Genomic DNA, 22,664 nt, shown 5'->3' with positions numbered 1-22,664 from the left:
CTTCTCTATAACGGCCTGGCGAATGACATCCCCGAGGACCGTCGGTGAACGGAAAACGGCCGCGCGCGTTTCGGCCGCCATCCCAGTAACCGGCAGGCGTACGCCGGCGTTAACGGCCAACAAGCGGGACTCCCTGTTGGAGTCCAATCAGGGTGGCACCACGGGAATACCATCTCTCGTCCCTGACATGTCCGGACGGCATGTCGGGCGGCGGGAGATTTTTTATTTTGCTTACCAACGTTCCTGCGGGAACAGACAATGGAGGTTCAGGCAAGATGACAAGGATTCAAATTCCCCGCGGTACGCAGGACATCATGCCCGGTACCGTGGAGCTGTGGCACTACGTCGAGGCCAGGGCCCGCGATCTCTGCCGCCGCTACAATTATCAGGAAATCCGCACGCCGCTGTTTGAGAGCACGGAGCTGTTTCAACGGGGCGTGGGTGAAACCACGGACATCGTGGAAAAGGAGATGTACAGCGTCTCCAATCCGCGCAGCGACGACGCGCTGACGCTCAGGCCGGAAGGGACCGCCGGCGTGGTGCGCGCCTACGTCGAGCACAAGCTGTACGGGCAGCCCAACCAGCCGGTGAAGGTGTACTACCTGGGCCCGATGTTTCGCCATGAACGTCCCCAGGCAGGACGCTACCGCCAGTTCGTCCAGTTTGGGGTGGAGGCGATCGGCTCCAGCGATCCGGCAATTGACGCCGAAGTGATGGCGCTGGCGATGCGCTTCTACCAGGAGCTGGGACTGACGGGCTTGAGCGTGGAGCTGAACAGCGTCGGCACCCTTGAGGACCGCGCCCGCCACCGCGAGCACCTGCTCGCCCACCTGAACGGCGTCCGCAGCGAGCTGTGCGCGGACTGTCAATCCCGGATCGATCGCAACCCGCTGCGCGTGCTGGACTGCAAAAACGAGAAGTGCCGGACGCTGACCAAGGACGCGCCGTCCATTCTCGACTACCTGAGCGACGAGTCCGCCGCCCACTTCGAGGCGGTCAAGCGCTATCTGACCGCGCTCAACATCCCGTACACGGTCAATCCGCGGCTAGTGCGGGGGCTGGATTACTACACGCTGACGGCTTTCGAGATCAAGATGGCGGAAATCGGCGCCGTCGAAACGCTCTGCGGCGGCGGCCGCTACAACGGGCTGGTGGCCGAGCTGGGGGGCGAGGACATGCCGGGCATCGGCTTTGCGCTCAGCATTGAGCGGCTGCTGCTCGCGCTGGAAAAGCAGGGCGTCGAGCTGCCCGTGAGCGGGGGGATTGACTGCTTTGTGGCGATCCAGACCCCTGAAGCGAAACAGGAAGCGTTCGTCCTCGTCGACGAGCTGCGCCGCGCCGGGGTGTCCGCCGATCTGGACTACCTGGACCGCAAAATGAAGGCGCAGGTCAAACAGGCGGACCGGCTGGGCGCCGCGTTTACGGCGATTATCGGCGAAGCGGAGCTGGCAAACGGCACGGTCGTCCTCAAGGAGATGGCGACCGGCGAACAGCAGGAAGTGAAGCGCGACCAGGTCGCCGCCGTTCTGGCCGAACGCCTGGCGGTACGCGCGTAAAGAAATGTTTCGCGTTATTTCATAGACAAGAAGAGTGGAGGATTACCGAAGATGACGTGGCAATACCGTACCGTGCATTGTGGAGAAGTAAGCAAGGAACACATCGGACAGGAGGTCGTCCTGAACGGCTGGGTGCAGAAGCGGCGCGACCTGGGCGGGGTGATTTTCATCGACTTCCGCGACCGGACGGGCATCGTGCAGATCGTGTTCAACCCGGAGTTTAACAAAACGGCGTGGGAAATCGCCGACAAGGTCCGCAGCGAATACGTGCTGGCCGTAAAGGGAACCGTCGTCAAGCGCGATCCGGAAGCGGTCAACCCGAAGCTGAAAACCGGCGAAGTGGAAGTGCACGTCGCCGAAATCGAGATTCTCAACGACGCGAAAACGCCGCCGTTCCCGGTCGAAGACGAGATCGACGTGGATGAGCAGGTCCGCCTCAAGTACCGCTATCTGGACCTGCGCCGTCCGGAGATGCAGCGCTCCCTGATGCTGCGCAGCAAGGCGTCCAAGGCGTTCCGCGACTTCCTGGACAGCCGCGGCTTCGTCGAAGTGGAGACGCCAATCCTGACCAAGAGCACGCCGGAAGGGGCGCGCGACTACCTGGTGCCGTCCCGCGTGCATCCGGGCGAATTTTACGCGCTGCCGCAATCGCCGCAGTTGTTCAAGCAGCTGCTGATGGTCTCCGGTCTGGAGCGCTACTACCAGATCGCCCGCTGCTTCCGCGACGAGGACCTGCGCGCCGACCGTCAGCCCGAGTTTACCCAGGTGGACATCGAGACGTCGTTCTTGTCCATGGAAGAGCTGCTGCCGATGATGGAGCAGATGGTCGCCCACGTCTTCAAGGAAACGATCGGCGTGGACGTCCCGACACCGTTCCCGCGCCTCACCTACGCGGAAGCGATGGCCCGCTACGGTTCCGACAAGCCGGACATCCGCTTCGGCATGGAGCTGACCGACGTGTCCGACCTGGTGGCCAACAGCGATTTCAAAGTGTTCGCCAGTGCCGTCGCCGGCGGCGGTCAGGTGAAAGCGATCAACGCCAAGGGATGCGGCCACTACTCCCGCAAGGAAGCGGACGATCTGGGCAAATTCGCGGCCCGCTACGGGGCGAAAGGGCTGGCCTGGATGGGCTTCAAGGACGGCGAGGTGAAAGGGCCGATCGCCAAGTTCTTCTCCGCGGAGGAGATCGACGCGCTGAAACAGCGTCTGGCGGCGGAAGAAGGCGACCTGCTCCTGTTCGTGGCCGACAAGCCGAAAGTGGTGGCGGACGCGCTGGGCGCTCTGCGTTCCAAACTGGGTGCGGAGCTCGGCCTGATCGACCACAGCAAATTTGCCTTCCTGTGGGTGGTGGACTTCCCGCTGCTGGAATGGGACGAAGAGGCGCAGCGCTACGTCGCCCTGCACCATCCGTTCACGCGTCCGAAAGACGAAGACCTGCACTTGTTTGAAACCGACCCGGGACAAATCAGGGCACAGGCGTACGACATGGTGCTCAACGGCTACGAGCTGGGCGGCGGTTCGATGCGGATTTACAAGCGCGACGTGCAGGAGAAAATGTTCAAGGCGCTCGGCTTTTCGCAGGAGGAAGCGCGCGAGAAGTTCGGCTTTCTGCTGGATGCCTTCGAATACGGCACGCCTCCACACGGCGGCATCGCGCTCGGTCTGGACCGTCTGGTCATGCTGCTGGCCGGCCGCAGCAACCTGCGTGAAGTGATCGCCTTCCCGAAAACGGCAAGCGCCAGCGACCTGATGATGGACGCGCCGGGACAGGTGGAGCCGGTGCAGCTCGCCGAACTGAACATCACCACCACGGTCAAAGGAGAAGACGAGAAGGCGTAAGCGTACTTGCACAGGCGCATCCGCCTCTGATACATTGGTAATACTGAAGAATAGCCCTGCGATGTACGTGACTTCCGAATAGTTTTGAGCCACAAACTCTTTTCAGGGAGTTTGCCGTCCCAAACCGCGAGGACATGCCTCCGTCGAGTGGACGTCCGGGACGGTTGGGCGAGACACCCACCTGCGCAGCGCAGGTTCAAAACTTCAGGAGCAGCACGGCATAATGGGGCTCCTTTTTTGCCCGGGATTCCTACTTTTCCGATGGATCATTTCAGCGGGCAGCAGGGAGGAGCCGGGTCGTTCAGATCGTTTGAGAGGAAGAGGTTGACGGAAACATGCTTCATCAATTTTCCCGTTGTGAGTTGGCCTTCGGTCCCGAGGGCTTGGAAAAAATGAAAAACAGCGCCGTCGCCGTGCTGGGAATCGGCGGCGTCGGTTCGTTTACGGTGGAGGCATTGGCCCGCACCGGCGTCGGCAAGCTGGTGCTGGTGGACAAGGACGTGGTGGACATCACCAACATCAACCGGCAGATTCACGCCACCCTGCACACCATCGGCCGGCCAAAGGCGGAGCTGATGAAGGAGCGCATCGCCGCGATCAATCCGGAGTGTGAAGTGGTCACGCTGAACATGTTCTACAGCGAAGAGACGGCCGATCAGTTGTTCGCCCACAAGCTGGATTACATCGTCGACGCGATGGACATCATGACGGCCAAGCTTCACGTGATCCAAGAGGCGAAGCGGCGCGGCATTCCGATCATCTCAAGCATGGGGGCGGCCAACAAGATGGACCCGACCCGCTTCGAAGTGGCCGACATTTCCCAGACCAGCTACGACCCGATCGCCAAGGTGATCCGGCGCGAACTGCGGAAAAAAGGCATCCACAAAGGCGTCAAAGTGGTGTATTCGAAAGAAATTCCGGTAACGATCCGCGAAGACGTGCGAAACCAAATTGCCGATCCCCATTCTCCGATCAGCAAGGCGCGCCGTCCCCCGGCGAGCAACGCGTTTGTGCCTTCCGTCGCGGGGCTGATTCTGGCCAGCGTCGTCGTCCGCGACATACTGGGCTGGCAGCCGGCAAAAGGATAACCCAAGGAAAAGCTGCTGCGTACAGTGCGCAGCAGCTTCCAGTGTATAGACAAAGTAGCTGCTGGGTGGAGAAGCACGTTTCCGGCACCCGCTCCGTGCTCGCCCAGCAAGGAAGCATAGACTGCACGCTCCGCACCGATTTGCGGGGGATCGCCAAAGCCGTATCGCTACGCAGCCCATTCAAAGGTGGCGCTCCTTTTTCCCGCAAATCGCTGCTCCGCTCGGTAGGGCTTCACAAGTCGCTCTGCCTGGAAACATGCTTCTCCTTCGATACAATTGGTTTGTCCTCAGTCTGAAAGCTGCTGCGAAAAGGACGCAGCAGCTTCTTTGACTGCAGACAATGTAATGACACAAAACCCACTACCAGCTTTCGGTAGTGGGTTTTGTTCATTCATCGATCGGGCTGCTTCCACTTGATATTGCAGCCGAGGCTCGGTTTTTGCGGGACCGTCACGGGTTCGCCGTTCAGCAGTTGATCCAGGGCGGCGCGGATGGACGCGCCGGTGACGGGAATGTCGTTGCCGGGACGGGAGTCGTCCAATTGACCGCGATAGGCGCACGCCAGATTCCCGTCGAACACGTAAAAGTCGGGTGTGCACGCTGCCTGATAGGCGCGGGCGACCTCCTGCGTTTCGTCGTACAGGTACGGGAAGGGATACTTCCATTCTTCCGCTACCTGCTTCATCCGCTCGGGCGAATCGTCCGGATAAGCGTCAGCGTCATTGGAACTGATCGCGATGAAGGACACGCCCTTGGGAAGGTAATCGTTCGCCAGGCGTACCAGTTCCGCTTGAACGTGTTTGACAAACGGGCAGTGGTTGCAGATGAACATGATCACCGTCGCCTGTTTGGAGGCAAGCTCGGAAAGCGACATGACCTTGCCGGTTACCGTGTCCGGCAGTGCGAAGTCAGGTGCCTTTTGACCGAGCGGAAACATCGTAGATTCTGTCCGGGCCATGTTGATTCGCTCCTCTCTTGGATATCGTTTCCGTCTACTATAGCGCATCTCCGTTCCCCGATCAACGGATTTGCGCGTTTTGCTTACATACCACTCGCATTCCACGAATATTTTTGACGACCGTAAGCAAAATGCTTATGATAAAGATAACTTTTCCGTAAACGAGGGAGTTACCATGCAGCAAGAAGAACGTCTAGCCGCTGTCCTGCGCCATTTGCAGCGACACCAGCGGATCACCGTGGAGCAGATGTGCGACTGGTTTGGCATTTCCCGCGACTCGGCCCGACGCGATCTGGTCAAATTGGAGGAGCGGGGGGAAATCATTCGCGTTCGCGGCGGAGCAGTGCTGCCCACCTTGACCAAGTATGTGCAAAGCTACGAAGAGCGATTGAACAACCCGGCCGGCAAACGGGAAATAGGCAGGGCGGCTGCGTCGTTGATCCGCAGCGGCGACTATCTGTTGCTGGATACGGCCACGACGGTGCAGTTCGCAGCGGAATGGATGTCAGCCGAACCGCACGTCGTCGTCACCAATTCCATTGACGTGGCCGACATTTTCAGCCGGAAGCGGTCGGCGGAAATCCATCTGCTCGGTGGTCAGCTAAACGTCTGGCATCGCGGCTTGTTCGGACCCAAGACCATCGCCGCGCTGCACGACATGCGCGTGGACAAACTGCTGCTCGGCGCTTGCGGCATCACGCCGGAAGGACTGACCGCCCACACGGTGGACGAAGCCTACGTGAAAATGGCGATGCTGGAGTGCGCCGATCAGGTCATCGTTCTCGCCGATTCCAGCAAGTTCGGCAAGCGGCTGTTTCACAAGGTGTGCGGACTGGATGAAATCGACATCGTCGTCACTGACGCGGAGCCGGCCGAAGAGGTTCGCGCCGCATTGGAGCAGGCGGGCGTGGAGCTGCTGGTCGCTTCCCGATCGACGGAGCAAGGGAGAGGAGAATCGTGAAACAGGTAAACGTCGGATTGATTGGGTATGGATTATCGGGCCAGGTCTTTCATGCGCCGGTGATCCGGTCGGTGCCGGGATTAAAACTGACGAAGGTCGTTTCATCCCGTCCGGAAAAGGTGCGTGCCGACCTGCCCGAGGCAGAGGTGGTCGCCAGCGTGGACGAACTCCTGTCTGACGATCAGATTGAGCTGGTGGTCGTTGCCGCGCCAAACACCTCGCACTTCCCGTACGCCAAGCAGGCGCTTTTGGCAGGCAAACATGTCGTGGTGGAAAAGCCGTTTGTGATCCGCTCTTCGGAAGCGGAAGAACTGATCCGGCTGGCCGAGTCGCGCGGACGCGTGCTCAGCGTCTACCACAACCGCAGATGGGACAACGATTTTTTAACGATAAAACACCTGCTTCAAACCGGCGCATTGGGCGAGGTATTCCTGTATGAAGCGCACTACGACCGTTACCGTCCCGAGGTGACCGACCGCTGGCGGGAGCGGGATTTGCCCGGTTCCGGCATTCTGTACGACCTGGGTTCCCATTTGATTGATCAGGCGCTTCATCTTTTCGGTCTGCCGCAGACGGTGATGGCCGACGTCGGCGCACAGCGCCCCGGAGCCAGGACGACGGACTACTTCCACATCGTGCTCGGGTACGGATCGCTGCGGGTGATTCTGCACGCCGGTTCGCTGGTCAGACAGCCCGGTCCCCGTTTCCAGATCCACGGCGACAAGGGCAGTTTCGTGAAGTACGGATTGGATCCGCAGGAAGACGCGCTGCGGGCGGGCCTGATACCGGGAGGACCGGAGTGGGGCAGGGATCGCGAAGAGACGTACGGACAGCTCACGCTGAGCGTGGGAGAACTGAACGTGAGCGGCAGCGTGGAAACCATTCCGGGCGCGTATCAGACGTACTATCAGCAGATGTACGAAGCGATTGTGTCCGCAACACCCGCGCCCGTTTCGCCTGCGGACGCGATGAACGTGATCCGGGTGATCGAGTGGGCGGAACAGAGCAGCCGGGAACAGCGCGTGATCACGGTGCGGTAGCGGGGAAACGGCGGTATGGAGAAAATGCTTTCGCCGCTGCGGACGGCTGACCGGCCGACTCGTCGGAGGGGCGATTGGTTGCTTGCCAATGCACGTTTGTTTCCAGTATGCTATGATATTGAGACAACCCCATTAAAATGGAAGGGTATGTAGCAATGGATCTCTTTTCGTTCGCATACGAACAGCACGATTCGGGCAAACTGCAGCCACTGGCGGCGCGGATGAGGCCGCGCACCGTGGATGAGGTGCTCGGACAATCACATATTTTGGCGCCGGGCAAGCTGCTCAGGCGGGCGATCGAGGCCGACCAGGTCTCGTCGCTCATCTTTTACGGTCCGCCAGGGGCGGGAAAGACGACATTGGCGAAAATCATCGCCAACACGACCAAATCCTACTTCGCCGAGCTGAACGCGGTGACGGCAGGGGTCGCCGACATCCGCCGCATCGTGGAGGAGGCGAAAGACCGTCTGGTGATGAACGGTCAGCGCACTACGCTGTTTATCGACGAGATTCACCGCTTCAACAAGGCGCAGCAGGACGCACTGCTCCCCTGTGTGGAGGACGGGACGATTATCCTGATCGGGGCGACCACGGAAAATCCGTTTTTTGAAGTGAACGCCGCCCTGCTCTCCCGTTCGCAGATTTTTCCGCTGCATCCGCTGAACGAAGAGGAACTGCGGCAGGTGCTGGAGCGGGCGATTACCGACCGCGAACGGGGACTGGGAGAATTGAACGTCACGGTCACCCCCGACGCCGCCGATCACCTGATCCGGTACGCCGAAGGAGATGCGCGGAGATTGCTGAACGCGCTGGAACTGGCCGTGAAAACGACGCCTCCGGATGAACGCGGCCGGATTTGCGTCACGCTGGAAGTGGCGGTGGAGTCCATCCAGCGGCGCGCTGTTCGCTACGACAAAAGCGGCGACAACCACTACGACACCATTTCCGCGTTTATCAAGTCGATTCGCGGCTCCGATCCGGACGCCGCGCTGTACTGGCTGGCGCGGATGATCGACGCGGGCGAGGATCCCCGGTTTATCGCCCGCCGGTTGGTGATTTCCGCCTCGGAGGACATCGGCAACGCTGATCCGCAGGCGATCACCATCGCCGTTTCCTGCTTCCAGGCGGTGGAGCTGGTCGGCATGCCGGAGGGGCGGATTCCCCTTGCCCAGGCGACCACGTACCTGGCGACGGCGCCCAAAAGCAACGCCGCCTACAACGGGATCAACCAGGCGCTGGCCGCGATCAGGAAGGACGGGCACAAACCGGTGCCGCTCCACCTGCGCGACGCCGCCTACAAGGGAGCGTCCCGGCTCGGTCACGGCGAAGGGTACCTCTATCCGCACGACTATCCCGGCGGATACGTCCCGCAGCGGTATTTGCCGGACGGGACCGACTACTCGTTTTATCAGCCGAAGCCGATCGGCTACGAGCAGGAGATTCGCCGTCGGCAGGCGGAGCGCCAGCAGACGCCCGGACCGTAAACGTTCCCCCGGGTGGCGGGGGAACGAGCGTTCAGGTGCGGACGGTTCCTCCCGGTTTGTTGGGAAGATCGCCGTTTTCGTTCGGCTGTTTGCTCTGCTCGCTGGCTCCGTAGCGCGCCTTGTGGGCGATCGTGCCGGCCGGCTGGTCGTACAGCGTCGCAGAGGGATGGTTTTTGCCGTCTACCGCTTTTTGATTGGTGGCCATGTGCATTCACCCCCTGCAACGTAGTGTGTCCCCAACCGCCCGTCTCATGTAGGTCAACCGTCATGGAGGAGGTGGGCAGGGAGCGAGAGGAAAAAAAGGAGAGTTGGTACAGTGAAAATTTCTACGAAAGGACGTTACGGCCTGACCATCATGATGGAACTGGCCAACCGCTTCGGCGAAGGCCCGATTTCGCTGCGGAGCATTGCCCAGCGGCACGATTTGTCCGAGCATTACCTGGAGCAGTTGATCGCGCCGCTCCGCAATGCCGGACTGGTGAAAAGCATCCGCGGCGCGTACGGCGGGTATGTATTGGCGAAAAAGCCGGATGAAATCTCCGCCGGCGACATCATCCGCGTGCTGGAAGGGCCGATCAGCCCGGTGGAGTTTACCGAGGAGGAAGACCCGGCCAAGCGCTACCTGTGGCTGCGCATCCGCGACAGCATATCCGCCGTCCTCGATTCCACGTCGCTGCAGGATTTGATCAGCTACAAGGACGAAGGACAGACGGACGGTTACATGTTTTACATTTGACGCAACAGCGTACGAAGCAAAGGAGAGCGCGAGATGATCTATCTGGACCACGCCGCCACGACCCCTGTCCATCCGCGCGTGGCGGAAGCGATGCACCCCTATCTGACGAACGTATACGGCAATCCCTCCAGTCTGCACGGCTTTGGCCGGGAGGCGCGCATGGCCCTGGAGCAGGCGCGCGACCGGATCGCTCACATTCTCGGCGCCGAACCGCAGACGCTCGTCTTTACCAGCGGCGGGACGGAGGCGGACAACATGGCGATCATCGGGGGAGCGATGGCCCAGCGGGAGCGGGGGCGGCACGTCATCACGTCCAGCGTCGAGCACCACGCCGTCCTGCATGCCTGCGCACATCTGGAGCAGATGGGTTTTGAGGTGACGTACCTGCCGGTGGACGAGACGGGCATGGTCAGCCTGGAGGAGCTGAAACAGGCGGTCCGGCCGGATACCGTGCTGGTCTCGATCATGTACGGCAACAATGAAGTGGGCACGATCCAGCCGATTGAAGAGATCGGCCGGTTCCTCCGCGAACGGAACATCGTGTTTCACACCGACGCGGTGCAGGCATTCGGCGTGATGCCCCTCAGCGTCAGCGAACTGCCGGTGGACATGCTCTCCGTCTCCGCCCACAAGATCAACGGCCCGAAAGGCGTAGGGGCCCTGTACCTGGGGCGGAAGGTGCCGTTTCTGCCGCATCTGCACGGCGGTAACCAGGAGCGGAAGCGGCGGGCCGGCACGGAAAACCTGGCCGGCGTCGTCGGCTTTGCAGAGGCGGCGGAGATCGCTGCCAGGGAGATGGAGGAGCGCGTCGCCAAGTACCGGCAGATGCGCGAAGCCATGCTTGCCGTCTGGCGGGAGTCGGGCATCGCGTTTCACGTAAACGGCCACCCCGAACGGCATCTGCCGCACATCCTCAACGTCAGCTTTCCCGGCGTCCATACCGAGACCATGCTGATGAACCTGGATCTGGCCGGAATCGCCGCCGCCAGCGGCTCCGCCTGCACCTCGGGTTCGCTGGAGCTGTCCCACGTCCTGCAGGCGATGTGTCTGGACGATCCGGTGATGCGTTCGGCTGTTCGCTTCAGCTTCGGCATCACCAACACGGTGGAAGAGGTGAAGCAGGCGGCGCAGACGGCGGCGGACATCGTCAAACGGGTGGCGCGGTAGCCCCGCAGACGGCCGCAGGAGACCGCGGCCGAGACGACGGGCGTGCGCCGTTCCATTGTCGGAAACGCAACCAAAAACCAGCAAGCGCAAGAGAACGCTGCTGGTTTTTTTCATGCCAACACGGCGTGCAGGACGACCCGTTCGCTGTCGGCGCGGTTGTCAGATCCGGCAAAACGATTTTATAATCGAACAAGAGTTTCGGGGGAATCCCGCGGGATTCTCCCATCCGGGAGGCGTGTGCGGTGTCGCAGCAGACACTTTCCTTGTTTGCCGAACCTTACATACGCGGCTATGTCGCGCAAGAAATTTTTTACAATGAAGAAACATGGTACGGTGTCATCCGTCTAACAGTGGAGGAGACTACAGAACCGGTGAAGGATGCGGAGGTCGTGGTCGTCGGCAACTTCCCCCGGCCGCATCCGGAGGAGCTGTACACGTTTTACGGCGAGTGGAAGACGCATCCGAAGTTTGGGCAGCAGTACGCGGTCAAAAGGTATGAACGGGAGACGCCCAAGACCCGGGCAGGGGTGGAGCGCTATCTGGCCAGTGGGCTGTTTCAAGGCATCGGCAAAACCATGGCCAAACGCATCGTGGAACATCTGGGCACAGAAGCGCTCACGGTCATCGCCGAGCAGCCGGAGCGGCTCGTGGAGGTGCCGGGCATCTCGGAAACGCGCGCGAGGCAGATCTACGAGTCGGTGATGGAACACCGCTCCCTGGAGCGGGCGATGGTGTTTCTCTACGAGTTCGGCATCGGCGTCCAGTTGGCGCTGCGGATTTATCAGACGTACAAGCTGGAGACCATGACCGTGCTGACGGAACAGCCGTATCGGCTGATCGAGGATGTCCAGGGCATCGGGTTCAAACGGGCGGACGACATCGCCCGGGCCACGGGAATTGCCGCTTCCTCGGAGGAGAGGGTCAAGGCGGCAGCCCTGTACGTGCTGCAGGAAGCCTGCTACTCCGAGGGACACGTGTTTCTGCCGGCGGACGAACTGTGCGCCAAAACGCTCCGCCTGCTGGACGAGTGCGGGGGACACCGCTTTCAGCCGGAGGAGATCACGCTCGCCGTGGAATCGCTCTTTGTCGAGAGCAAAGTGGTTTGGGACGAAGACCGGGTCTATCTGCCCTCGCTGTTTTTCGCCGAAATCGGGCTGGCCAAGCGGCTGCGCTACTTTGCCGAGCGGGACGAGTTTGGCGCCTTTCCCGCTTCGGAGTTTTACCGGGCGCTGGGCGTGGTGGAAGAAGAGCTGGGCATCACGTACGCCCAGACGCAGCGGGATGCGATCGAGCAGGCGATCAAATCCGGCTTGATGCTCTTGACCGGCGGGCCCGGCACGGGGAAAACGACGGTGATTCGCGGGATCTGCCGCGTGTTTGCCCAACTGCACGGCATTTCGCTCGACCTGAAAACCTACGACGAAGAAAATCCCTTCCCCATCCTGCTGGTCGCCCCCACCGGCCGGGCGGCCAAACGCATGTCGGAGACGACCGGTCTGCCGGCGATGACCATTCACCGCCTCCTGGGCTGGAAAGGGGAGAGCTTTGAGCACGACGCGGAGCATCCGATCCGGGGCCGGCTGTTGATCGTCGACGAGATGTCGATGGTGGACGTCTGGCTGGCCAATCAACTGTTTCGCGCCGTGCCGGACGAGATGCAGGTGATTCTGGTCGGCGACCCGGATCAGCTTCCGTCGGTCGGTCCCGGCAACGTGCTGCAGGACATGATCCGCTCCGGTCTATTGCCGCGCGTGCAGCTCAGCGAGATTTACCGGCAGGCGCAGGAGTCCTCGATCATCCGGCTGGCTCACGACGTCCGCAAGGGAATGGTTCCGTCCGACCTGTTGGCCACGACCCCCGACCGGCGATTTTTCACAAGTTCGCCACAAGATGTGGCGGAAGCGGTGAAACAAATTTGCGCCGGAGCCGTAAAGAAAGGGTATACGGCCAAAGATGTACAAGTCCTCGCTCCCATGTACAAGGGGAATGCCGGGGTGAACCGGCTGAACGAAGAACTGCAGGAACTGTTCAACCCCAAGACCGAGCAGAAGCGGGAGGTGACGTTCGGCGACACCGTCTTCCGCACCGGGGACAAGGTGCTGCAGTTGGTCAACAACGCCGAGGAACAGGTGTTCAACGGCGACATGGGAGAGATCGTCGCCATTTTTTACCCGAATGAAAACGCAGAGAACACCGAGATGATGGTCGTTTCCTTTGACGGCCGGGAAGTGGTGTACAGGCGTTCGGAGTATCACCAGCTCACACTGGCCTACTGCTGCTCCGTGCACAAGTCGCAGGGCAGCGAGTTTCCCATCGTGGTCATGCCGTTTGTCCGAAGCTACCACCGCATGCTGCGGCGCAAGCTGGTGTATACGGGAATCACCCGCAGCAAGTCGTTTTTGATCATGTGCGGGGAGCCGGATGCGTTTCGCCTCGCGGTGGAAACCGACGAGGAAGGCGTGCGCTACAGCTACCTGGAAGAGCGATTGAAGCAAGGGTGAGCCTTGGAACAAGTTGTTCCGCATGGATCGTCCCGCTCCGCTTGATACTAAAGAAGCGGAAGGGGGATGTCCCGACATGCGCAAGGCATTGGATGTAATCGGCTTGCCGATCGTCTGCCTGGAAACGGGTGAGGAGCTCGGCACGGTCCGTGACATTCTCTGCGACTCCGCCTGGCGTGTAAGGGGAGTCTTGCTGAGCGAACAGGGCTGGTTCCACCCTGGCACCTGCATTCCTTCCGAACGCATCCACGCGGTAGGCGAATCCTGCCTTACCGTGACGGGCAAAGACGCCATCACCTCCCTTGACCGTCTCGCCGACCTGCCGCTTACCGGCATCCTGACGGGAAGGACAAAGCTGAAGGGGAAAACGGTCATCACCGCTTCCGGGGAACTCCTGGGCAGGCTGGAAGATGTTTACTTCTCTGCGGATTGGGAGAAACTTGTAGGGTACGAATTATCGAACGGTTGGCTTGCGGACATCACCGAAGGGCGCAAACGCCTGTCCGCGCCACCTTCCGTCATCGTCGGGGAAGAAAACCTGATCGTGCCGGACTGGGTTCGCAGCCAGGCGTGAAAGGGAGGAAAAGCGTGTGATGCGTGTCATATGCCCGAACTGCGGTTCCAAAGATATCGGCAAGATTGGAACCACGCAGTATTACTGCTGGAACTGCTTCATCGAGATGAGCGTCGACGGCGACCAGATCGCTTCCGTCTACCAGGTGGAAGAGGATGGCTCGCTGCATTCGCTCAACGACCTGTTTATCGAAGACCAGAATGTTTCCGCCCCGTTGAACATGTGAACAGACGGCCCATTACCCGAGGAGGTGTCATCGGCATGTCCGGACGCAATCTGATTGGCGTAATTGCCGCCAGCGGTCTGATCGCGGCGATCGGGTTTATGGTCGCGCCGCGGCGGCGCAGGCGGCGGTTTGGGTTTCGTTTCAACCGTTTGCCCGTTTCGCTGCGCAACGTGATGAACGTGATCAACATGAGCCGCACGCTGCTTCGTGCCGTCGCCCGTTAGCCGGTGTCACATGGCAAGCGGAAAGGTCCATGAAAACAGCCCGAACGGTCCACTGCCGTCCGGGCTCTTTTTTTGCGGCTACGATTGTTCGGCCATACGTTTTTGCTGTTGATTCTTCATGCGGCCGATCAGCAGGACGCCGACGACCACCGCCGTGATGATGATCCATTTCAGGATCGGGTACGCGGCGAAGAAACCGGCCAGCAGTTTCTCGCCCGTGATCATGCTGCCCGCGGTGTAGGCCAATACGGCGGCCCCGATGTAGATGACGGCGGGGAAACGATCCATCAGCTTCAACACCAGGGTGCTGCCCCACACCATGACCGGCACGCTGATCAACAGGCCGACCACGACGAGCAGGAAGCTGCCGTGCGCGGCCCCTGCGACCGCGATCACGTTGTCCAGTCCCATCACGGCGTCCGCGACGATGATCGTCCAGATCGCCGAGGCCAGGCTCGATCCCGCTTTCACCGTCTCATGCCCCTCGTCCTGCACCAACAGCTTCAGGGCGATCCAGATCAGCATTAATCCGCCGACGAGCAGCAGGCCCGGGATTTTCAGCAGCCAGACAACCGCCAGCGTAGCGGCGGCCCGAATCACGATCGCCCCGATCGTTCCCCAGACGATCGCCTTCTTCTGCTGATGGGCCGGCAGGTTGCGCGCGGCCATCCCGATTACGATTGCGTTGTCGCCCGCCAGCACCAGATCAATCACGATGATCGCCAACAGTCCAGACCAAAACGCGGGGGTAAACAACACGTCCATTTGTCTCTCCAACCTCCTTTATTGCGGACATTTCTCGTAAAGGCCGGCGTCCTCCTTCAGACAGACATTCGTTATGTAGTCTGCGTCAAGGGGAGGAAAACAAAACGACCTTTACCTCAACGGGTAAAGGTCATGTGAACAGAAAAAGACCCTTACCCATACACGGCAAAGGTCTTGCTTACAACATTACGTTGCCAACAAAGCCGGGGATTTCTCCCGTAATGACGACTTTGCTGTAACAAGCTACTCCCCTTTGGAGAATATCCGTTTGTACTCCCATCGTACACCGGTGCGGCACGCATGTCAATACCGTACATGTTTTTCCGCGTCTTGCACACGCTAAATCATACGAATCAGAGGGAGGAGGGGGCAGGGTGGAGGAACTTCGCCGCAGCCGCCTGTTTGCCGCGGCCGTCTGGGCGATTGTGCTGCTGGCCATCGGCAATCTGCTCTGGCTGCTGCGCCCTGTAGTCGCCAAAACGTTTCACTTGCTGTCGGAGATCGTGATGCCCTTTCTCGTCGGCCTGCTGATCGCCTACGTGCTGCATCCGATCGTGCAGGCGCTGGAAAACAGACGGGTGCCGCGCATGGTGGCCGTGCTGCTGATCTACGCGGCGTTCATGCTGATCATCTCCATCGGGATCGTCAATGCCATCCCGATCTTCGCCAGCCAGCTCGCGGAGCTGTCCGACGATCTGCCGCGCCTGACGGAGTGGTACCACACGTGGATGCGGGAGTGGGAAGCGCACAAGTACTTTTTGCCGGACAGCATCTCGCTGGGGGTGGACCGGGTGATTGTCCAGTCCCAGGAACGGATGTCCCATTCAATTACGCTTTTGGTCGACAACGCGCGCAACACGCTGGGCAAGCTGCTCGCCTACGCGGTAGTCCCGTTCATCGCCTTTTACCTGCTCAAGGACATGAAAGACCTGCACCGTACAGGCATGTCCATCGTCCCGGCGAAGTACCGCAAGCAGGTGCTGGCCGTCCTGCGCGACGTCAACGAGTCGCTCAGCAATTACATACACGGCCAGATGATCGTGGCGCTGATTGTGGGCGCCTGCGCGTACGTCGGCTACTGGCTGATCGGCATGCCGTATCCGTTCGTGCTGGCCACGTTTGTCAGTCTGACCAACGTCATCCCCTACATCGGACCGATCATCGGCGCCGCTCCCGCCCTGGTCGTAGCCCTGACGATTTCCATGAAAATGACGCTCATGGTGCTGGCCGTCAACGCTGTCATCCAGGTACTGGAGGGAAACATCCTCTCGCCCAACATCGTCGGCCGCTCGCTTCATCTGCACCCGCTCCTGATCATCATGGCCCTGCTGGCCGGAGAGGCGGCGGGGGGCATCATCGGCCTGATCGTCGCCGTTCCGGTGCTGGCCGTCTGCAAAGTGGTGATCAGCCGGATCGCCCTGATGCTGCACGAAAGTTGACAGGCTTCGGCAAACAATTTTATAATACGGATAATGGAAAAGAGCATGGATCGATGAAGGAACGAGTACGCTGCAGCCCTTCTCCAGAGAGGACGCTCCAAAGGCTGGGAGAGCGGCCAGAAGAAGTGCAGCGGAAGGCTACTCCCAAGACCGGGCAAAAACCGGCGGCTTGACACCGTTACCCGTCCGCAAGCGAGCGACAGGCAGACGCATGTGATCAGGCTGCCTGTAAGCAGGGTGGTACCGCGAGACAAGTTCTCGTCCCTGAGGGGATGGGGACTTTTTTTTCGCGCAGGCCCGCCGCTCCGGCCGGGAGGGAGCAGCCCTTTTTCGGATCATGTACGCGTTGTTTCACACTCATCTACGGGAGGATTTTTCCATGAAGAAACTGACTGGCAGCCAAATCCGCCAAATGTACCTCGATTTCTTCAAAAGCAAGGGACACCATGTGGAGCCGAGCGCGCCGCTGATTCCGCACGACGACCCGTCGCTCTTGTGGATCAACTGCGGGATGGCACCGCTGAAAAAGTACTTTGACGGCCGCGTCGTGCCGGACAACCCGCGGATCACCAACTCGCAGAAATCGATTCGCACCAACGACATCGAAAACGTGGGACGCACGGCCCGTCACCACACCTTCTTCGAAATGCTGGGGAACTTCTCCATCGGCGACTACTTCAAGGAAGAGTCGATCACCTGGGCGTGGGAATTCCTCACCAGCCCGGAGTGGATCGGATTTGACCCGGAGCGCCTGTGGGTCACGATTCATCCCGAAGACGACGAGGCGTTCGAGATCTGGCACAAAAAAGTGGGCATTCCCGAAGAGCGGATCGTCCGTCTGGAAGCCAACTTCTGGGACATCGGCGAAGGCCCCTGCGGCCCCAACTCCGAGATTTTCTACGATCGCGGCGAGCGATTCGGCAACGACCCGAACGATCCGGAACTGTACCCGGGCGGCGAAAACGAGCGCTTCCTGGAAGTGTGGAACCTGGTCTTCTCGCAGTTTAACCACAACCCGGACGGCAGCTACACGCCGCTGCCGAAAAAGAACATCGACACCGGCATGGGGCTGGAGCGGATGGCGTCCATTATCCAGGAAGTGGACAACAACTTCGAAACGGACCTGCTGTTCCCGCTGATCGAGGCGACCAGCGCCATCTCCGGCGTCGCCTACAAGCAGGACCCGGACTTGGACGTGGCGCTGAAGGTGATCGCCGACCACGCCCGCACCGTCGTCTTCGCCATCAGCGACGGCGCGCTGCCGTCCAATGAAGGGCGCGGCTACGTGATTCGCCGCCTGCTGCGCCGCGCGGTGCGGATGGGCAAAAAGCTGGGCGTGGAGCAGCCGTTCCTCTACCGCCTGACGGAAACGGTCGGCAAGATGATGGGCGATTTCTACCCGGAAGTGGTGGAGAAGCGCGCCTTCATTGAAAAAGTGATCCGCGCCGAAGAGGAGCGCTTCCACGAAACGCTCAACGACGGCCTCGCCATTCTGGCCGAGATGGTGAAAGCGGCCAAGGCGGAAGGCAAGAGCCAACTGTCCGGCCAGGACGTCTTCAAAATGTACGACACCTACGGGTTCCCGGTGGACCTGACCGAAGACTTTGCCGGCGAACAAGGGCTGACGGTGGACCGCGAAGGGTTCGAGCGGGCGATGGAGGAACAGCGCGAGCGCGCCCGTGCCGCCCGTCAAGACGTGGACAGCATGCAGACGCAGGGCGGCCCGCTTGCCGATTTGACGGTTACGAGCGAGTTTGTTGGGTATACTGAATTGGTAGCGAATGGAAAAGTGGAGGCGATTATCGCCGACAACCGGCTGGCTGACGAGGCGGAAGAAGGCCAGACCGTCCAGGTGGTCTTGAGCCGCACCCCGTTCTACGCGGAAAGCGGCGGTCAAATCAACGACGAGGGCCTGCTCGTCTCCGACTCCGTCAAGGCGCGCGTCACCGACGTGCAAAAAGGGCCGATGGGCCAACACGTCCACACCGTCGTCGTGGAAGCGGGAACGCTGCGCGTCGGCGACGAGGTCCGCGCCGAAGTAAACCGGAACGCCCGTCTCGACATCACCAAAAACCACACGGCCACACACCTGCTGCACCAGGCGCTCAAAGACGTGCTGGGCACGCACGTCAACCAGGCCGGTTCGCTGGTGGCGCCGGATCGCCTGCGGTTTGACTTTACCCATATCAGTGCCGTCACCCCGGAAGAACTGGAGCGGATCGAAGCGATCGTCAACGAAAAAGTGTGGGCCAACCTGAACGTGGACATCTTCCACAAGTCCCTCGACGAAGCGAAGGCGATGGGAGCAATGGCGCTGTTCGGTGAAAAGTACGGCGAGATCGTCCGCGTGGTCAAAGTGGGTGACTACAGCCTGGAGCTGTGCGGCGGCTGCCACGTGTCCAACACGGCGGAAATCGGCCTGTTCAAGATCGTCAGCGAGAGCGGCATCGGGGCGGGCACGCGCCGGATCGAAGCAGTGACGGGACGCGGCGCCTACCAGTACCTCAACCAGCAGTTGAGCACGCTGAAAGAGGTGGCCCACGCGCTGAAGGCCCCGGTCCTGGCGGAAGCGCCGGCCCGTGTCGAAGCGCTCCAGCAGCAGTTGAAAGACGTGCAGCGCGAGAACGAATCGCTGCGCGCCAAACTGGGCAACATCGAAGCGGCTTCGCTGACCGACAAGCTGAAAGAGGTGGAGGGCGTCAAGGTGCTGGCTGCCCGCGTCTCCGCGACCGACATGGATAACCTGCGCGGCATGGTGGACGAGCTGAAAAACAAGCTGGGGTCGGCTGTCATCGTTCTCGGCGCGGTGGACGGCGAGAAGGTCAACCTGGTGGCCGGCGTGACCAAGGACCTGATGGACCAGGGCTTCCACGCGGGCAAACTGATCAAGGAAGTGGCGACCCGCTGCGGCGGAGGCGGCGGAGGCCGTCCCGACATGGCCCAGGCGGGCGGCAAGGACCCGGCCAAGCTGCAGGAAGCGCTGGAGCTGGTCTACGATCTGGTGAAAGGACAGGCGGTGGCGAAGTAACGCCGCCGTCTTTCCTCGCCATGTTTCGCCATCCAAGAAAAGTGCCCGATCGACAAGGAATCGGGCTGCTTGAGGCGAATACACTTGATAGGAAGAGCGAATGCGGAAGAGTCTCAGAGGAATCGAGGTGTTGATCGTGAGTTCGATGGATAATACCATGAAGTTCACGGTGCCCAAGGAAACAAATACGGTGGAAGTGCGGGAAACGCTGACAGAGGTCTACAAGGCCCTGCAGGAAAAAGGGTACAACCCGATCACGCAGATCGTTGGCTACCTGCTTTCCGGTGATCCGGCGTTCATTCCCCGCCACAACAATGCGCGCAGCCTGATCGGCAAAATTGAGCGGGACAGAATCATCGAAGAGCTGGTAACCGTCTACTTGTCGGAAGAACGCAAGTAGGTGCGTGCAGGCGATGGCACGGATTCTGGGATTGGATGTGGGCGAGAAGACCATCGGCGTGGCCGTCAGCGATGAGCTGGGCTGGACCGCCCAAGGGGTGGAGACGATCAGGCGCCAGTCAAAGGAAAAGGATCTCGCCCGCTTGGAAGAATGGATTGCGCATTACCAGGTCGGCGAAATTGTCGTGGGCCTGCCCAAAAATATGAACGGAACCATCGGACCGCGCGGGGAAAGCTGCCAGGCGTTTGCCCGTTTGCTCGAAGACCGGACGGGACTGCCCGTCCGTCTCTGGGACGAACGGCTGACCACCATGGCCGCCGAGCGGATGCTGATCGCAGCCGATGTCAGCCGGCAAAAACGCAAAAACGTGATTGACAAAATGGCGGCCACGTTAATCCTGCAGGGTTACTTGGACGCAAAATCGAGGTGACCGAGATGAGCGAGGAATTGTTTGAGGAGTTTGAAGTCGGGGATGTGATCGCGCTGACGGAAGAAGGCGACGAGAACCCGCGTGATTTCCGCATCATGTACATTTTTGACATCGAAGACCGCACGTATCTGGTGCTGGTTCCCGTCGATCAGGAAGAAGAGGAGGAGTACGAGGTTCACTTCCTGCGCTACGACGGCACCGACATGCTCCAGCCGATTGAGGACGACGCGGAGTGGGAACAGGTGGAGGCGACGTTCGAGACCCTGATTGCCGACCTGGAAAAAGAAGAGCTGTAAGACCAACGAGAGGGCGATGCGGCCCTCTCGTTTTTCTTGGCGTGGATTCACTCTCCGCCTGCGTGCCGCCTGATTACCGGATGGTCGCTGTCCAGACGGTAGAGAAGCGTGCCGCTGCGGTCATAGGCGTACAGCGCCGCCGCCCCGGTTTCTCCAGAGGAAGCCAAACGGGCGGTCCATGAAAAAATGATGGTAGATCCGGTGTTGTTCGTCATAAAACAGGACGGAGTACAGTCCTCCGGTGTCAATGACGGAGACCGCCCGGACCGTATCGGCGGGGATGGACATGCCTCTCAGCGCTTCGCTGACGGCTCCCTCGGGCGTCCACGGGTCAGGATAGCAGGCGGGAAACAACAACGCCAGGGAAGCGGCGATAATCAGCCAGCGGATGAACCGGTTCCGGTGTCCGCGCATCACGGCGTCCCTCCCTTTGCGAGCGGCACCGTAAACGAGAATGACTCGCCATAGCGTTCCTGGTGAATGCGGATGGCTTTGATGTCAGCCGATCGCGTCTCAAAGCGGTATTCCCCCACTCCGCGACGAGCAGCATTCGCTTCATTTCGATCCTCCCTGCACACAATTCCCTTCCTCTATCATTTTCCATTTTATTACACAAATTCCTCCCGAAGTGCCCAAAAACTGCATGGGTCGCGCGCTGGTGACAGCGGGACAGGCCTTGGGTATAATGGAAAAGATGCAGGGACGAGCCCTCTTTGGGGTCCCGGGTGCCGCGTGTCGAAATCAATGGTCGGCAGAGAGGCACCGCGAAAAAAGGAGGACTCTGTCGTGAATCTACTGTCACTGAAACAAGATCGCAGCGCCGAATGGCCGCCGCCGCAGCGGCGCAGGCGGGGCCGCTTTTTTCGGTTGGGGGTCGCGCTGTTCTGTCTGCTGATCGCGGCGGGAGGAGCGGCATTTTACGTCTATCAAGGGCTGCAGCCGCCGAATGGCGAGCACACCGTCAAAAAGGTAAGCATTCCGTCCGGTTCGTCGGTGCGGGAGATCGGCCGTCTGCTGGAAGAGCAGGGGCTGATTCGCAGCGCCGACCTGTTTGCCTACTATGCCATGTACCAGGGGATCGGCTCCCGCCTGCAGGCCGGGACCTACCAGTTCCAGACGGGCGCCACCGTCGATGAGATCCTGCAAACCATGGCGGAGGGCAAGACCGTGGTGGACACCGTGCGCTTCACCGTGCCGGAGGGCTGGAACGTGGAGCAGATCGCCGATCATTTGGCGCAAAAAGGGCTGGCCGACAAAGCGGCCTTTTTGCGGGAAGTCAATCAGGGGAGCTTTCCGGAGTTTCCGTTTGTCGCGGCCATTCCGAAAACGGAAGGGCGAAAATACCGCCTGGAGGGCTACCTGTTTCCCGAGACGTACGAAGTGAAAAAGGGGGCCAGCGCGCACGAGATCATCGCGAAGATGCTCGCCCAGTTCCAAAAGGAATGGCAGCCGGAGTGGACGGAAACGCTGAAACAGCGGGGCATGACGATGGACGAGGCGGTCCGCCTGGCGTCCATCGTGGAGCGGGAGGTCGTGGTGGACAAGGAGCGGCCGATCGTGGCCGGCGTCTACTACAACCGCCTGCGCGAAGGGTGGCTCCTGCAGGCGGACGCCACCGTCCAGTTTGTTCTCGGCAAGCAGCGCGACCGGCTGACGTACAACGATCTGAAGGTAAACAGTCCGTACAACACGTACATGCATCCGGGACTGCCGCCCGGGCCGATCGCCAACCCCGGCAGGGCGTCGCTGGCCGCCGCCGTCCATCCGGCCCAACACGATTATTTCTTTTACGTGACCAAAAAGGACGGTTCGTCCGAGCACTACTTCTCCCGCACGCTGGCGGAGCACGAGGCCAACGATGCGAAAAGCAGAGGGAACTGACGCGGTTTCCTCTGTTTTTTGCCCGCGGGTATGCTATAATGATGCGGTTGCTAGGTAAGGGGGCGTGATGT

At 60.5% G+C, this 22,664-nt stretch carries 22 protein-coding genes, 1 other RNA gene and 1 other annotated feature (1 of these 24 running past the window's edge); of the genes, 19 read left to right on the top strand and 4 right to left on the bottom strand.

Annotation, left to right across the window (positions count from 1 at the left end):
* Positions 1-187 (top strand) — a binding site (T-box leader); it begins 70 nt to the left of the window's first position.
* A gap of 88 nt (positions 188-275) precedes the next feature.
* The 4 genes from hisS (at position 276) to M516_RS0100875 (ending at position 4,483) form a co-directional block, all read left to right on the top strand.
* Positions 276-1,556, top strand: coding sequence for a histidine--tRNA ligase (gene hisS, locus M516_RS0100885; RefSeq protein ID WP_029097431.1), 1,281 nt, complete (start codon positions 276-278; stop codon positions 1,554-1,556).
* A gap of 51 nt (positions 1,557-1,607) precedes the next feature.
* The gene (gene aspS / locus M516_RS0100880) at positions 1,608-3,395 is read left to right on the top strand and encodes an aspartate--tRNA ligase (protein WP_029097430.1); all 1,788 of its coding nucleotides are present in this window, start codon (positions 1,608-1,610) and stop codon (positions 3,393-3,395) included.
* Between the two features lie 50 nt (positions 3,396-3,445).
* Positions 3,446-3,629, top strand: a non-coding RNA gene (ssrS, locus tag M516_RS24525) — 6S RNA.
* Between the two features lie 101 nt (positions 3,630-3,730).
* Entirely contained in the window at positions 3,731-4,483 is a 753-nt protein-coding gene (locus tag M516_RS0100875) for a tRNA threonylcarbamoyladenosine dehydratase (protein WP_029097429.1), read from the top strand.
* Positions 4,484-4,874: 391 nt separating this feature from the next.
* Here the strand turns inward: M516_RS0100875 and M516_RS0100870 are convergent, their stop codons facing one another.
* Positions 4,875-5,441 (bottom strand): thioredoxin family protein, encoded by a 567-nt coding sequence (locus M516_RS0100870; protein ID WP_029097428.1) that lies wholly within the window; start codon positions 5,439-5,441, stop codon positions 4,875-4,877.
* Positions 5,442-5,616: 175 nt separating this feature from the next.
* On the opposite strand from M516_RS0100870, the gene M516_RS0100865 reads away from it, so the two are divergent.
* The 3 genes from M516_RS0100865 (at position 5,617) to M516_RS0100855 (ending at position 8,926) form a co-directional block, all read left to right on the top strand.
* A complete protein-coding gene (locus tag M516_RS0100865; RefSeq protein WP_029097427.1) occupies positions 5,617-6,402 on the top strand; it encodes a DeoR/GlpR family DNA-binding transcription regulator in 786 nt (261 codons plus the stop codon).
* Positions 6,399-7,442: an oxidoreductase gene (locus M516_RS0100860; RefSeq protein WP_035288551.1), complete on the top strand. Its 1,044-nt coding sequence runs from the start codon at positions 6,399-6,401 to the stop codon at positions 7,440-7,442. Before M516_RS0100865 ends, M516_RS0100860 begins: the two co-directional genes overlap by 4 nt.
* A 155-nt stretch (positions 7,443-7,597) precedes the next feature.
* A complete protein-coding gene (locus M516_RS0100855; RefSeq protein WP_029097425.1) occupies positions 7,598-8,926 on the top strand; it encodes an AAA family ATPase in 1,329 nt (442 codons plus the stop codon).
* Between the two features lie 31 nt (positions 8,927-8,957).
* On the opposite strand, the gene M516_RS25370 is transcribed toward M516_RS0100855, so the two are convergent.
* Positions 8,958-9,131 carry a hypothetical protein gene (locus tag M516_RS25370; RefSeq protein WP_162836713.1) on the bottom strand — a complete coding sequence of 58 codons (174 nt, stop codon included), beginning with the start codon at positions 9,129-9,131 and terminating at the stop codon, positions 8,958-8,960.
* A gap of 111 nt (positions 9,132-9,242) precedes the next feature.
* Between M516_RS25370 and cymR the strand changes: the two genes are divergently transcribed.
* From cymR to M516_RS0100820, 6 genes are all read left to right on the top strand, one after another.
* Positions 9,243-9,662, top strand: coding sequence for a cysteine metabolism transcriptional regulator CymR (gene cymR / locus M516_RS0100845; protein WP_029097424.1), 420 nt, complete (start codon positions 9,243-9,245; stop codon positions 9,660-9,662).
* A 33-nt stretch (positions 9,663-9,695) separates the two neighbouring features.
* Positions 9,696-10,829, top strand: coding sequence for a cysteine desulfurase family protein (locus tag M516_RS0100840; RefSeq protein ID WP_029097423.1), 1,134 nt, complete (start codon positions 9,696-9,698; stop codon positions 10,827-10,829).
* Positions 10,830-11,071: 242 nt separating this feature from the next.
* Positions 11,072-13,330, top strand: a complete 2,259-nt coding sequence (gene recD2, locus M516_RS0100835; protein ID WP_029097422.1) for an SF1B family DNA helicase RecD2 — start codon at positions 11,072-11,074, stop codon at positions 13,328-13,330.
* A 76-nt stretch (positions 13,331-13,406) separates the two neighbouring features.
* Positions 13,407-13,904: a PRC-barrel domain-containing protein gene (locus M516_RS0100830; protein WP_029097421.1), complete on the top strand. Its 498-nt coding sequence runs from the start codon at positions 13,407-13,409 to the stop codon at positions 13,902-13,904.
* A gap of 19 nt (positions 13,905-13,923) precedes the next feature.
* Positions 13,924-14,130, top strand: a complete 207-nt coding sequence (locus M516_RS0100825; RefSeq protein WP_029097420.1) for a hypothetical protein — start codon at positions 13,924-13,926, stop codon at positions 14,128-14,130.
* Positions 14,131-14,165: 35 nt separating this feature from the next.
* Positions 14,166-14,354 carry a hypothetical protein gene (locus tag M516_RS0100820; RefSeq protein ID WP_029097419.1) on the top strand — a complete coding sequence of 63 codons (189 nt, stop codon included), beginning with the start codon at positions 14,166-14,168 and terminating at the stop codon, positions 14,352-14,354.
* Positions 14,355-14,432: 78 nt separating this feature from the next.
* Here M516_RS0100820 and M516_RS0100815 read toward each other — a convergent pair whose 3' ends face one another.
* Positions 14,433-15,119 carry a TerC family protein gene (locus tag M516_RS0100815; RefSeq protein ID WP_029097418.1) on the bottom strand — a complete coding sequence of 229 codons (687 nt, stop codon included), beginning with the start codon at positions 15,117-15,119 and terminating at the stop codon, positions 14,433-14,435.
* A gap of 374 nt (positions 15,120-15,493) precedes the next feature.
* Between M516_RS0100815 and M516_RS0100810 the strand changes: the two genes are divergently transcribed.
* The 5 genes from M516_RS0100810 to M516_RS0100790 all read left to right on the top strand — a co-directional run bounded on the left by M516_RS0100810 (position 15,494) and on the right by M516_RS0100790 (position 20,712).
* Positions 15,494-16,558 (top strand): AI-2E family transporter, encoded by a 1,065-nt coding sequence (locus M516_RS0100810; protein ID WP_029097417.1) that lies wholly within the window; start codon positions 15,494-15,496, stop codon positions 16,556-16,558.
* 379 nt (positions 16,559-16,937) lie between these two features.
* Positions 16,938-19,586 carry an alanine--tRNA ligase gene (gene alaS, locus M516_RS0100805; protein WP_029097416.1) on the top strand — a complete coding sequence of 883 codons (2,649 nt, stop codon included), beginning with the start codon at positions 16,938-16,940 and terminating at the stop codon, positions 19,584-19,586.
* Between the two features lie 136 nt (positions 19,587-19,722).
* The gene (locus M516_RS0100800) at positions 19,723-19,986 is read left to right on the top strand and encodes an IreB family regulatory phosphoprotein (RefSeq protein WP_029097415.1); all 264 of its coding nucleotides are present in this window, start codon (positions 19,723-19,725) and stop codon (positions 19,984-19,986) included.
* Positions 19,987-19,999: 13 nt separating this feature from the next.
* Positions 20,000-20,416 carry a Holliday junction resolvase RuvX gene (gene ruvX, locus M516_RS0100795; RefSeq protein WP_029097414.1) on the top strand — a complete coding sequence of 139 codons (417 nt, stop codon included), beginning with the start codon at positions 20,000-20,002 and terminating at the stop codon, positions 20,414-20,416.
* Between the two features lie 5 nt (positions 20,417-20,421).
* Complete coding sequence (locus M516_RS0100790; RefSeq protein ID WP_029097413.1) at positions 20,422-20,712, top strand: DUF1292 domain-containing protein; 291 nt, start codon at positions 20,422-20,424, stop codon at positions 20,710-20,712.
* A 120-nt stretch (positions 20,713-20,832) separates the two neighbouring features.
* Here M516_RS0100790 and M516_RS0100785 read toward each other — a convergent pair whose 3' ends face one another.
* The gene (locus M516_RS0100785; RefSeq protein WP_029097412.1) at positions 20,833-21,126 is read right to left on the bottom strand and encodes a hypothetical protein; all 294 of its coding nucleotides are present in this window, start codon (positions 21,124-21,126) and stop codon (positions 20,833-20,835) included.
* Positions 21,127-21,498: 372 nt separating this feature from the next.
* Between M516_RS0100785 and mltG the strand changes: the two genes are divergently transcribed.
* Complete coding sequence (mltG, locus tag M516_RS0100775) at positions 21,499-22,593, top strand: endolytic transglycosylase MltG (protein ID WP_029097411.1); 1,095 nt, start codon at positions 21,499-21,501, stop codon at positions 22,591-22,593.
* The last annotated feature ends 71 nt before the right edge of the window (positions 22,594-22,664 follow it).

The organism is Brevibacillus thermoruber 423, assembly GCF_000454065.1.
Classification (GTDB): Bacteria; Bacillota; Bacilli; order Brevibacillales; family Brevibacillaceae; genus Brevibacillus; species Brevibacillus thermoruber.
This window is presented reverse-complemented; position numbering and strand designations above follow the sequence as displayed.